Genomic DNA, 13,005 nt, shown 5'->3' on the forward strand with positions numbered 1-13,005 from the left:
ATGTCTATAAGACTTAACAATATAATATTAAATATAGATGAAGAAATAGATTTATTAAAAGATAAAGCAGCCAAAAAACTTAAAATATCTAAAGATTCTATTAAAAATTATAAAATATTAAGGGAGTCTATAGATGCAAGAAGGAAAGATAACATTAAATTTAATTATACTTTAGAGGTAGAAACAGATAATGAAGAAAAATTAGTTAAAAAACTTAATGATAAAGATGTTAAATTTGAAAATAACGAACACATAAGCACATTTCCACTTGGTACTAAAAAACTTAAGGAAAGACCAATAATTGTTGGAATGGGACCGGCAGGAATGTTTGCCGGTCTTTTAATGGCTAGAAATGGTTATAGACCCATAATTATTGAAAGAGGCCAAAATGTAGATGAAAGAACTAAAAGTGTAGAAAATTTTTGGAATACTGGTAAATTAGATATTAATTCTAATGTTCAGTTTGGAGAAGGAGGAGCAGGAACTTTTTCTGATGGGAAACTTACAACAAGAATAAAGGATCCTAGATGCAGCTATATTTTAGAAACTTTCGTAAAATATGGAGCTCCAAAAGAAATAATGTATAGCGGTAAACCTCATGTAGGAACAGATATTTTAAAAGATGTAGTTAAAAATATAAGAAAAGAAATAATTAGTTTTGGAGGAGAAATAAGATTTAATAGTACTTTAGAGGATTTGATTATTAAAGATGGTAAACTAGTAAAAATAGTAGTAAATGGAGAAACATTACCTTGTACAAATTTAATTTTAGCTATAGGACATAGTTCAAGAGATACTTATGAAATGCTCTATAAAAGAGGAATAGATTTAACTCCAAAGCCTTTTGCTATTGGAGTTAGAATAGAACATTTGCAAAGTTTAATAGATGAAAGCCAATATGGAAAATTTGCTGGACATAAAAGACTTAAGGCTGCAGATTATAAACTCACACATATAAGTGAAAAGACTAAAAGAGCAGTATATAGTTTTTGTATGTGTCCGGGAGGGGAAGTTGTAGCTGCAGCTTCTGAAGAAGGAAGGCTTGTAACTAATGGAATGAGTTATTACAAAAGAGATAAAATTAATGCAAACTCTGCATTAGTAGTTGCAGTTAGTCCTGATGACTTTAAAGGTACTAATCCTTTAAAAGGTATGGAATTTCAAAGATATTATGAATCTTTAGCATATAATGCAGGAGGAGGGGGATATAAAGCTCCAATTCAGCTTGTAGGGGATTTTTTTAATGACAGAGTAAGTAAATGTATAAAAAGCGTAGTTCCAACTTACAAACCAGGATATGAGTTTAAAGATTTAAGAGAGTGTCTTCCAAGTTTTGTTATAGAATCTTTAAAAGATGGTTTAATAAATTTTGATAAAAAAATAAAAGGTTTTGCTCACAATGATGCCGTTCTTACAGGTATAGAAACTAGAACTTCTGCACCTATAAGAATTCAAAGAGGAGAAAATTTTCAAAGTATATCTTTAAAAGGTTTATATCCAACAGGAGAGGGAGCAGGATATGCAGGAGGTATAATGTCAGCTGCTGCTGATGGATTAAGAGTAGCAGAGATAATTATGAAAGAATGGGCACCATTTAACTAATAATTTTTAGCATTTAAAAACAAATAGTAGTATAATGAAAAAGAAGGGAAGGATTAAATGGCAAGAATAAGAATTTTTACAGGACATTTTGGAAGTGGGAAAACAGAGATAGCTATAAATTATGCAATAAATCTTGCAAAAAAGAACAAAAAAACTGTTCTAGCAGATATTGATATAGTTAATCCATATTTTTGTGTAAGAGATATAAGTGGATATCTAAAAGAAAAATATGGAATTAAGGTGATATCATCAAATCCGCATTATTCTAATGCAGAGCTTGCTGTAGTGCCTCCAGACCTTATTTCTATATTTAATGATAAATCTTTTGAAGTTGTTATGGATATAGGTGGAGACGATGCAGGAGCTATAGTACTTGGGCAATACAATAGATTTTTTAAAGAAGAGCCTTATGAAATGTATTTTGTGGTTAATAATAATAGACCTCAAACTTCAAATTTAGAAGAAACAGAAGAATATTTAAAAAGCATAGAAAATTCTTCAAGGTTAAAAGTTACACATTTAATATCAAATACTAATTTATCTTATGAAACTACGGCAGAAGATATATTAAAAGGAGATAAAGAAGTTTTAAATTTATCTAAAAAACTAAAAATTCCTTATAAATATACAGTTTGCAGGAGGGATTTAAAAGAAAAAATCGAAAATAAAGTTAGTGGTAAAATTTTTCCAATAGATATTTATATGAAACCACCTTGGAGATAAAAACAGGAGGGAATTTTATGGCGAGAGTTATTTTTAGAGAAGAAAGATGCAAAGGTTGTGGGAATTGCATAAATGTATGCCCTAAAACTATTATAAGTTTTAGAGATAAGTTAAATCTTGGTGGATATCATCCTGCTGGAGTAAGCGAAGAAAATATGGATAAATGCATAGGCTGTGCTTCTTGTGCAAAAATGTGTCCTGATTGTGTAATAACTGTTATAAAATAAGCGTTAGGAGGATTTTATATGGGAGAAAAAGTATTAATAAAAGGCAATGAAGCCATAGGAGAAGCTGCTATTAGAGCTAATTGTCAATGTTTTTTTGGATATCCAATAACTCCTCAAACGGAGCTTGCAGCGTATATGTCCAAAATGATGCCTAAACTTGGAAGAACTTTCCTTCAAGCTGAAAGTGAGATTTCAGCTATAAATATGGTATATGGAGCAGCAGGAAGTGGGGTTAGAGTTTTAACTTCTTCTTCAAGTCCTGGAATCAGCTTAAAATCAGAAGGAATATCTTATATAGCTGGAGCTGAGCTTCCTTGTGTTATTGTAAATATAGTAAGAGGAGGTCCAGGCCTTGGAGGTATACAACCAGCACAGTCAGATTATTTTCAAGCTACTAAAGGAGGAGCTCATGGAGACTTCCATATGCCAGTTTACGCACCTGCTTCTGTTCAAGAAATGGTAGATTTAGTTCAAGAAGCTTTTGATGTAGCTGATATATATAGGACTCCTTGTATGATTATGGGAGATGGAATGCTTGGACAAATGATGGAACCAGTAGAATTTAAAGAAAGAAATAAAAGAGAAATTAAAAATAAAGATTGGGCAGCTAATGGCCTTAAAGGAAGAAAAAAACATAATGTTATAAATTCTTTATATTTAGATCCAGAAGAATTAGAAAGACATAACTTAAAGCTTGAAGCTAAATTTAATGAAATAAGGGAAAAAGAAACTAAGTATGAACTATATAATTGTGAAAAAGAATGTGATTTAATTATGGTTGCATACGGTACTGTTTCAAGAATATGCAAAAACGTTATTGAAATGGCTAAGAAAAATGGAATTAATCTAGGTCTTATAAGACCTATAACATTATGGCCTTTCCCAGAAGAAGCTTTTGACAAGACAATAAATAAAACAAAATTTGGATATATTTCAGTAGAAATGAGTTTAGGACAAATGGTAGAAGATGTAAAGCTTTCTGTAAATGGGAGAAATAAAGTTTATTTTTATGGTAGAACTGGAGGTATGGTTCCTAGTCCCGTAGAAATTTTAAATAAAATTAAAGAAATAATAGAGTTAAATAAAAAAGATAATAACAAAATTCATAATTTAACTAAAGGAGGAGAAAATAATGGCAGTTGTATTTGAAGCTCCAAAAGCTCTTTTAGATGTACCAACTCATTACTGTCCTGGATGCACCCATGGAATAATTCATAGACTTATAGCAGAAGTTATAGATGAACTTGATATTCTAGATAAAACAATAGGTGTAGCTCCAGTAGGATGTTCTGTTTTAGCTTATAATTATTTTGCTTGTGATATGTTTGAAGCAGCTCATGGAAGGGCACCTGCAGTAGCTACAGGTATAAAAAGAGCTAATAAAGATAGCGTTGTATTTACTTATCAGGGAGATGGAGATTTAGCAGCTATAGGAACAGCAGAAATTGTTCATGCAGCAGCACGAGGAGAAAATATAACAACTATATTTGTAAATAACTGCATATATGGAATGACAGGCGGACAAATGGCTCCAACTACTCTTCCAGGACAGGTAACAGAAACATCACCTTATGGGAGAGATGTTAAAACAGCAGGATATCCTATAAGGGTTTCGGAAATGCTTTCTACGTTAGATGGGGTTTGCTATATTGAAAGAGTATCAGTAGATAGTATTCCTAATATTACAAAAGCTAAAAAAGCTATAAAAAAAGCTTTTGAAAATCAAATAAAAGGACTAGGGTTTTCATTAATAGAAGTACTATCAATTTGTCCTACAAATTGGGGTATGTCTACACAAGAATCTTTTAATTGGCTTAGAGAAAACATGATACCATATTATCCGCTTGGTGTTAAAAAAGATACTGTTTCTAAATAATTAGTAAAGTAAGGAATAAATAAAAAAGGGGATGAAATAATGTCATCACAAGAAATATTATTTGCAGGCTTTGGAGGACAAGGAATTTTATCTATGGGAAAATTTTTAGCTTATGCAGGTATGGAGTCGGGACTTAATGTTTCATGGCTTCCTTCATATGGACCAGAAATGAGAGGAGGAACTGCTAATTGTTCTGTAATACTTACAGATAAAGCAATAGATTCTCCAATTGTAAACGAAGCTTCAACTCTTGTTGTTATGAATATACCTTCTTTAGATAAATTTGAAAATTCTGTAAAACCTAATGGTTTGTTAATTATAGATAGCGATTTAATAAATAGAACCTCAAATAGAGAGGACATAGAAATAATAAGTATACCAGCTCAAACTATAGCAGAAGAAATTGGGAGTAAAACTATAGCAAATATGGTGCTTTTAGGAGCATTAATTAGTAAAACAAAAATAGTATCTATGGAAACTATTTTAAAATCACTTAAAGAGCATGGCAAAGAAAAATTTTATGAAGCCAATAAAAAAGCATTAGAAAAAGGTGCAGAGTATGCATCTAAAATTATAAAGCACACTAAAGAAAAAATTAATACTGTTATTAAATAATACACAGGAAGTCTTACCTCTTTTTTCCATTGTAATAAATTGCTATATAATATATAATTGTTCTGTGTGTATGCGTAAGAAATATAAAGAGAGGTAAGAAGATATGGGTAGAATGTTTGGAACTGATGGAGTTAGAGGAATTGCAAACAGCGAGCTTACTGCACAGCTTGCATATAATCTTGGAAGAGCTGGTGCTTACGTTCTTACAGAAGGAGCTCATAAACCTAAAATATTAGTTGGAATGGATACTAGAATTTCAGGTCATATGTTAGAATCTGCATTAGTTGCAGGAATACTTTCTGTTGGAGCAGAGGCTGTATGCGTTGGAGTTATACCAACACCAGCTGTAGCATACCTTACAAGAAAATATGGGTTAGATGCAGGAGTTGTAATATCAGCTTCACATAATCCAGTAGAATATAATGGTATTAAATTTTTTAATAATAAAGGATATAAGCTTTCAGATGAATTAGAAGATAAAATTCAAAGCGTAATAGAAAATAACTTTGAAGGAGTACCTTCGCCTATAGGTGGAGATTTAGGAAGAAAGATTATAGAAGACTCAGCACTTGAAGATTACATAGACTTTTTAAAATCTACAATTGATGTAGATTTTAAAGGAATGAAAATAGCATTAGATTGTGCTAATGGAGCTTCTTATGAAGCAGCTGTTGAAACTTTTAGAAGTTTAGGTGCAGAAGTTGTTGTTATAAATAATGATCCAGATGGTGTAAATATAAATAAAAATTGTGGTTCTACGCATCCAGAAGAACTTATGGAATATGTAGTTAAAAAAGGATGTAATTTAGGTCTTGCTTTTGATGGAGATGCAGATAGATGCCTTGCTGTTGATGAAAAAGGCAATTTAATTAATGGAGATTTTATTATGGCTATCTGTGGAAAGTATTTAAAAGAGCAAGGAAAACTCAATAAAAATGTAGTTGTTGTAACTGTTATGAGTAATTTAGGCCTTGATATTGCATTAAATAAAGAAGGTATTAATACAGTTAAGACTAAAGTTGGAGATAGATATGTTTTAGAAGAGATGGTAAATGAAGGCTATGTGCTCGGAGGAGAACAATCTGGACATGTTATATTTTTAGAACATAATACAACAGGAGATGGAATTTTAACAGGGCTTCAATTAACTTCTATAGTTAAAAAAAGCTGCAAAAATCTTTCAGAACTTGCATCTATTATGAAAGAACTTCCACAGGTACTTGTTAATGCAAAAGTTCCAAATGATAAAAAAGATATACATGAAGTAGATGAAGAAATAATAAAAGAAATTAAAAAAATAGAAGAAACACTTCATGGTGTTGGAAGAGTTTTAATAAGACCTTCTGGAACTGAACCATTAGTTAGAGTTATGCTTGAAGGAGAAAATCAAGAAGAAATAGATAAAATGGCACATTCTCTTGCAAAGTTAATAGAAGAAAAAGCCAATATATAAAATTTTAATAACAAAAAGGAACTGTCTTTTATAAAATTAATTTTATAAAAAAGATGGTTCCTTTTCTTTTTTATAGAAGCATTATTAATATAATAAGCATTACAAAATGAATATATTAATAAATAAATTTTTAATTGCTTCTTAAAGTATTAGATTTGTTTTACATTTACTGCTTGATCGCCCTTAGCACCATGAGTTAAGTTAAAGGAAACTTTATCTCCTTCGTTAAGAGTTTTAAAGCCATTGGATTCAATTCCGGAATAATGAACGAATACATCTTTTCCTTCATCTGTTGTAATAAATCCAAATCCTTTTTGTGAGTTAAACCATTTTACTGTTCCTTGCATTAATTAAACCTCCTAAAAATGTATAAAACTATAATAGATATATTTTATACCTATTAATATATATTTTGCCTAATTGTTTAAAATATATTCAATATTTGGAACAAAATATTAAATTTTTGATATTTTAATTAATAAAATAATTAGAGTATAATACTTTATAAGATATTAAATAAAATATATAAATAAAATCAAATATACAATAGAAAAGGAGATTAAATTGCTTATGATAAAAATTTTTGATTCTCATGCCCATTATGATGATGAAAGTTTTGATAAAGATAGAGATAATGTTATAAAAGAAATAAAAGAAAATGGAGTTATAGGGGTTTTAAATTGTGGCGCATCATTAAAAAGTTCACAGGATTCTATAAATTTAGCAAATAAATACGATTTTTTCTATGCAGCAGTTGGAATTCATCCAGAACATGCTAATGAATTTAATGAAGAAGTTTTACAAAAAATAAAAAATCTTGCTTTAAGTAAAAAGGTAAAAGCAATCGGGGAAATTGGACTTGATTATTATTATGAAGAAAATCCTAAAAGAGAAATACAAAAATATGTTTTTAAAGCTCAAATGAATTTAGCTAAAGAATTGAAACTTCCTGTTGTTATACACGATAGAGAAGCTCATGAAGATACACTAAATATATTAAAAGAGTTTCCAGATGTTACTGGAGTTATACACTGCTTTTCAGGAAGTGTAGAATTTGCAAAAGAATGTTTAAAGCTTGGATATTATATTGGCTTTACTGGAGTAGTTACATTTAAAAATGCTAAAAAAATAGTTGAAGTAGCAAAAGAAGTGCCCATGGATAAAATATTGGTTGAAACAGATTGCCCTTATATGACTCCTGTACCTTTTAGAGGTAAAAGAAATAAATCAGATTATATAAAATATATAATAGAAAAAATTTCAGAAATTAAAGGAATTTCTCAAGAAGAAATATCTCAAATTACTATTAATAATGTTAAAAATATGTTGAAATTAGATAAAAAATAAATATATTAAGCTTAAATAAACAGGGTTTGCCCTGTTTATTTTTTTTTAGGTGATTAAAAATGAATAAATTGGCATATAATTAAATGTACAACTTAAAAATGTATATTTATATATTATTTGGATATACTACGGCGTTGAACTTTAAAATCCTCTTTTTAGACTGTATAAATAAATCAAACCGCAATTATATAATATTTTTCTTATGCATAGTTATGCATTTTATCAGTCTAATAAATGAAAGTAAGTCTTAATTTTGCTTTCATTTTAAGGAGGTAGTAAAAATGAATAATTTGAAAAATACTTTCAACAATTGTTTTTCAAATGGCTTTAAAACAATATTTATTTTATTATTAATGCTTATGGGAAGTATAATAAGTTTAGATACAGCCAAAAAAACTGTAATTGTATCTATAGATGGTAAAGAAACTAAAATAGTTACTTTCAAAAAGACTTTTAAAGATGCATTAGAATCTAATAATATAGTTTTAGGGCCTAAAGATAAGACAACGCCAAGTTTAGACAACGTACTTAAGAAAAATAATAAAATAAACATTAAAAAAGCTGTTAATATTAATATAGCAGTAGATGGACAAAACTTAAATATTAAAACTGCAGAAGATACAGTAGAAGAAGTTTTAAAAACAGAAGGAATAATAATAAAAGATAGCGATAAAATTAGTCCATCAAAGGATGTACCCATAGTCAATGGGTTAAAATTAGTAGTTACCAGAGTTGAATCTAAGGTTATAGAAGAAACTAAACCAATAGATTTTTCAACAGTAGTAAAGAATGATAAAAGTTTTGAAAAAGGAAAAACAAAAATAGTTCAAGAAGGAGAAAAAGGAGAACTGGTTACTACGACTAATGTTATATATGAAGATGGAAAGGAAGTAGAAAGAAAGGTAATAAGTGAAAAAGTAAAAAAAGAACCAGTACCAAAAATAATCGCTACAGGTACTAAAGAACCTAATATATCTTTAGCTTTTTCCCGTGGTGGAAGTGGACTTAATAAAAAAACATCTAATAAACTAGAAAATGAAGGAGTAAAAACTGCATTTACAGTTCAAAGTACTGCATATACAGCAGATTTTAAAAGTACAGGTAAAAATCCTGGAGATTCTGGATTTGGAATAACTTCAACAGGTACTAGGGCTAAAAGAGATCCAAATGGTTATAGCACTATAGCTGTAGATCCAAGAATAATTCCATATGGTACAAAGTTATATATTGAAGGCTATGGATACGCTATAGCAGAGGATACTGGTGGTGCGATTAAGGGAAGAAAGATAGATGTTTTTTTCAATACAAACAGAGAATGTATGCAGTGGGGAAGAAGAAATGTAAAAGTTTATATTCTAGAATAAAATTAACATAATAAATAAGTTGATTTGAACTTATTATCTAAAAATAGGAGTTATTAAACTCCTATTTTTACGTCTGCCAGCTATTTTTAAAAATAGCTTAAAAATTTTTATAATATTAATAGTACTTTTATTGGTGCTTTTTTAATATTTTTATCTATTTAAAATAAGTATCTTGGATTATTCTATATATTAAGCCATTCTATTAACAGAAATTGTGATATGTTAAAACATTATCATAAATCAGTCATAAGGCTAGTAAGCTTATATTTTTATGTATTGACTTTTTAAAAAGTTTGCCACAGAATATAATAGATAAAACAAAATGGAGGTAAATAGTGAAAATATATGATTAAAGAAGTAATAGTTGTTGAAGGAAGAGATGATGTAACTGCTGTTAAAAGAGCTGTAGATGCAGAAATTATAGCTGTTGGCGGCTTTGGAATAAATGCTAAAATTATTGAAAGAATTAAAGAGGCACAAAAAAGACAAGGAGTTATAGTCCTTACTGATCCAGACTTTGCGGGAGAAAAAATAAGAAGAATAATATCTAAAAGAGTTAAAGGCATAAAACATGCTTATATAACTCAAAAGGATGGTACTAAAAATGGAGATATAGGAGTTGAAAATGCCTCACCAGAAGTTATTTTAAAAGCACTAGAAGATGCTAAATGTGAAATAAAGGGGAAAAGATGTGAATTTAGTATTGAAGATTTAATATTTTTTGGACTTACAGGAGATAATAAATCAAAAGAAAAAAGGGAATCACTTGGGAAAAGGTTAGGCATAGGTTATTGTAATTCAAATCAATTTATAACAAGGCTTAATAACTATGGAATAACCCGTGAAGAATTTATTAAAGCTTGTAAAGATATAGGAATACAAGGAGAGAGATAATGAGTAATTTAGATACTAAAGATATTGTAAAAAAATATGGTTTTAGATTTACAAAAAGTTTAGGCCAAAATTTTTTAATAGATGAAACTGTACTTTACGATATTATTGAAGGTGCAGAAGTTAACAAAGAGGATTTTATAATTGAAATTGGACCTGGAGTAGGTACTTTAACAAAAGAGCTTTTAAAAAGAGCAAAAAAAGTTTATGCTATTGAATTAGATGATGCTCTTATACCAATTTTAAATAAAGAATTAGAGCAGTTTGATAATTTTAATATTATTCATAAAGATGCATTAAAAGTGGACTTTAACGAAATAATAGGTGAAGAAAAATCTGTTAAAGTTGTAGCTAATCTTCCTTATTATGTTACTACACCTATAATAGCTAAGCTTTTAAATGGAAATTATAATTTTAAATCTATTACAATTATGATTCAAAAAGAAGTAGGAGAAAGGATTGCTGCCAAACCTTCTACAAAAGAATATGGTGCTCTTTCAATATTGGTTCAATATTATTGTGATATAAAGACTATAAGAAAAGTTTCGCCTAGTTCTTTTTTTCCTCAACCTAAAGTAGAATCTATAGTTATTAAATTAGATAAGCTTCCCCAAAATAGAGTTTGTGTTAAAGATGAAAAGTTATTTTTTAAAATTGTTAGAGAAGCTTTTAATATGAGAAGAAAAACTCTTTGGAATGCTATGAAAAGTTTAAAATTAGATAATAAAATTTTAGAAAAAGCTTTTGAACATTCAGGCATTGATTCTAAAAGAAGAGGTGAAACTTTAAATTTGCAGGAGTTTGCTAATTTATCAAACAGCATATATGAATTAATAAATTTTTAATGTATGGATATGATTACCTCACAATAAGCTGTAAATTAATTTTCAGTATATATTTATAGTGTTTCTAAATTTTTATTATATCTGTATATTTAAATGTATATTGCCAGTACCATAAATCTTTATAACGTTTCTAAATTTTTATTACACCTGTATATAGTATTTAATATTTAATAAAAAGATTTTTTGTGAGATAACTATATATACAAAACTTTTAAAATTTAATTAAAAATTTTAGTAAAATATTAATATTATTTAGTTAAATAAAATATATTTAATTATAGGATTATTATTTTAGTACATTATATTTAGTTTTTATACTGAACATAATATTAAATTTTAAAATTAATAACCTATACAAAAGTAAAAAACTTTTGTATAGGTTATTTTTATTTATAATAGGTCACTTTTTGATAAAGGTTTCATATAATGTAATGAATAAATTTTTTGGAGGGACGGAATTTGGCACAAAAAAGAAGTTATAGTAGATATTTTATAATACTACAAGAAGATGAAAAAGGTTATGCCTTGGCCTCTGATAAATCACCTTCTGGTTATGCTAAATTAGAAATTAAGAATGATAAATGCAAGATATCTTACTATGTTCAAAATTTAAAAAAAGAAAGTACCCCTTACTACATGATACTTATATGCGATAAGAAAGAAGTAAAGAAAATAATAAAACTTGGAGAATTGAACATAGATGACTACGGCAGGGCAGAAATAGCTTACGAATATCAAGCAGATAATGTAGCTAATTGCGGCATAAATGTAGATAAAATTGTTGGAGCAGGCATAGTTAAATTTATGAATACTAACATAGTATCCATTATGAGTGGCTTTGCAAGTACTGAAATTCCAGAATGGAAGAATTTCCAAGTCATTGAAGAAAAACTTAGGAAAAATGAAGAAAATAAAGAAGTTATTAATTTAAATAAGACTTTAGAATTAGAAACAGAAGAAAATATTAATAAAGAGCAAAATAATATTTTTGAAGAATATGAAAAAGAAATAGAGGAAGAAAAGAATAAGGAAGAAAAAGCTGCAAAAGAAGAATTAAGAAAAGAAGATATAATAAAAGAGGAACCAGTAAAAGAGGAAGTAGAAGAAAGGATAGAAGAAGAAAAGAATAAAGAAAAATTAAGAGAAGAATATGTAATAAATGAAGAAATAATAAAAGAAAAACCAGTAGAAGATGATGAAACAAAAGGACAGAGAGAAAAAGAAATAAAAGAAGAAAGAGATATTTCTATAGAAAATTTAAAAAATATTTCAACAACTGAAACAACTTCTAATGAAATAGAAGAAGAAAAAGAGGAAGAAATTGAGCAAAGCAGACACAAGAAAAAAGAAAAAATAAAAAAGAATGAATGTAAAGAAAAAGCTGGAAGTAAAAAAGATTATCCAAAGGATAAAGCTGGTATTTTCTTTATAGAAGCAGCAAAAGGATTTGAAGAATTAGAAGGTGTATGCAGTGAAATAAAAAGATGTATATGGTATAAAGTACCTGTAAATTCTTTGGAAGATATGATAAATTGTAAAGATTATAATAAATATACTATAGCTTATTATCCAATGATAAATTATTTTGAATATATTAAAAAATTTAAACATTTTATACTTGGTTATAAGCTTGATAAAAATAATAATATGAAATATATAGTATATGGAATTTTAGGCACTAAATCTAGAAAAGATCAACCTTTTAGAGGAAGATCAGGTTTTGTAACTTGGGTTCCTTTAAAAGAAGGTGAGGAATCAGAAGATAGTTATGGTTATTGGCTTATGTTCTATGATTTTAGAAATTCAACGATAGTAGTACCTATTAAGTAATAACATTTGCATCACCTTTAAATAAAATGTTAAAAAAACAAAAATTATATGGCAGTTTTTTAATGAATTTACTTTATTCTATATAAGAATGAAGGGTGAATGTAAAGTAATTAATATAAATTTTCTAAAATTTTCATTCTTCATTCTTTATTATTACTTAAATTGGTACATATCAAAAATAAAAAATTTATATCAAATTTTTATATTAATAATTTTTTAGATTATAAATTTT

General features: G+C 28.0%; 13 protein-coding genes. 12 read left to right on the forward strand and 1 reads right to left on the reverse strand.

What is annotated here, in order from left to right; translation table 11 throughout:
- From B5D11_RS06655 to glmM, 7 genes are all read left to right on the forward strand, one after another.
- On the forward strand, positions 1–1,602 hold the full coding sequence (locus tag B5D11_RS06655; RefSeq protein WP_078682269.1) for an NAD(P)/FAD-dependent oxidoreductase: 1,602 nt from the start codon (positions 1–3) through the stop codon (positions 1,600–1,602).
- Between the two features lie 57 nt (positions 1,603–1,659).
- Entirely contained in the window at positions 1,660–2,325 is a 666-nt protein-coding gene (locus tag B5D11_RS06660) for an ATP-binding protein (RefSeq protein WP_078682270.1), read from the forward strand.
- A gap of 17 nt (positions 2,326–2,342) precedes the next feature.
- Positions 2,343–2,552 (forward strand): 4Fe-4S binding protein, encoded by a 210-nt coding sequence (locus B5D11_RS06665; RefSeq protein ID WP_078682271.1) that lies wholly within the window; start codon positions 2,343–2,345, stop codon positions 2,550–2,552.
- Positions 2,553–2,570: 18 nt separating this feature from the next.
- Positions 2,571–3,701: a 3-methyl-2-oxobutanoate dehydrogenase subunit VorB gene (locus tag B5D11_RS06670; protein WP_078682272.1), complete on the forward strand. Its 1,131-nt coding sequence runs from the start codon at positions 2,571–2,573 to the stop codon at positions 3,699–3,701.
- Positions 3,685–4,428, forward strand: a complete 744-nt coding sequence (locus B5D11_RS06675; RefSeq protein ID WP_078682273.1) for a thiamine pyrophosphate-dependent enzyme — start codon at positions 3,685–3,687, stop codon at positions 4,426–4,428. The genes B5D11_RS06670 and B5D11_RS06675 overlap by 17 nt, the downstream gene beginning before the upstream one ends.
- 39 nt (positions 4,429–4,467) lie before the next feature.
- Entirely contained in the window at positions 4,468–5,043 is a 576-nt protein-coding gene (locus tag B5D11_RS06680; protein WP_078682274.1) for a 2-oxoacid:acceptor oxidoreductase family protein, read from the forward strand.
- Positions 5,044–5,146: 103 nt separating this feature from the next.
- The gene (gene glmM / locus B5D11_RS06685) at positions 5,147–6,496 is read left to right on the forward strand and encodes a phosphoglucosamine mutase (protein ID WP_078682275.1); all 1,350 of its coding nucleotides are present in this window, start codon (positions 5,147–5,149) and stop codon (positions 6,494–6,496) included.
- A 149-nt stretch (positions 6,497–6,645) separates the two neighbouring features.
- On the opposite strand, the gene B5D11_RS06690 is transcribed toward glmM, so the two are convergent.
- Complete coding sequence (locus B5D11_RS06690; protein WP_078682276.1) at positions 6,646–6,843, reverse strand: cold-shock protein; 198 nt, start codon at positions 6,841–6,843, stop codon at positions 6,646–6,648.
- 223 nt (positions 6,844–7,066) lie between these two features.
- Here B5D11_RS06690 and B5D11_RS06695 point away from each other — a divergent pair, with 223 nt between their 5' ends.
- The 5 genes from B5D11_RS06695 (at position 7,067) to B5D11_RS06715 (ending at position 12,773) form a co-directional block, all read left to right on the forward strand.
- Positions 7,067–7,843: a TatD family hydrolase gene (locus tag B5D11_RS06695; protein ID WP_078682277.1), complete on the forward strand. Its 777-nt coding sequence runs from the start codon at positions 7,067–7,069 to the stop codon at positions 7,841–7,843.
- A 281-nt stretch (positions 7,844–8,124) separates the two neighbouring features.
- The gene (locus tag B5D11_RS06700; protein ID WP_078682278.1) at positions 8,125–9,207 is read left to right on the forward strand and encodes a 3D domain-containing protein; all 1,083 of its coding nucleotides are present in this window, start codon (positions 8,125–8,127) and stop codon (positions 9,205–9,207) included.
- Positions 9,208–9,552: 345 nt separating this feature from the next.
- Entirely contained in the window at positions 9,553–10,101 is a 549-nt protein-coding gene (gene rnmV / locus B5D11_RS06705) for a ribonuclease M5 (RefSeq protein WP_078682279.1), read from the forward strand.
- Positions 10,101–10,943 carry a 16S rRNA (adenine(1518)-N(6)/adenine(1519)-N(6))-dimethyltransferase RsmA gene (gene rsmA, locus B5D11_RS06710; RefSeq protein WP_078682280.1) on the forward strand — a complete coding sequence of 281 codons (843 nt, stop codon included), beginning with the start codon at positions 10,101–10,103 and terminating at the stop codon, positions 10,941–10,943. Before rnmV ends, rsmA begins: the two co-directional genes overlap by 1 nt.
- 459 nt (positions 10,944–11,402) lie before the next feature.
- Entirely contained in the window at positions 11,403–12,773 is a 1,371-nt protein-coding gene (locus B5D11_RS06715) for a DUF7922 domain-containing protein (RefSeq protein ID WP_078682281.1), read from the forward strand.
- The last annotated feature ends 232 nt before the right edge of the window (positions 12,774–13,005 follow it).

The organism is Clostridium sp. USBA 49 (assembly GCF_900167505.1).
GTDB lineage: Bacteria > Bacillota > Clostridia > Clostridiales > Clostridiaceae > Clostridium_AT > Clostridium_AT prolinivorans.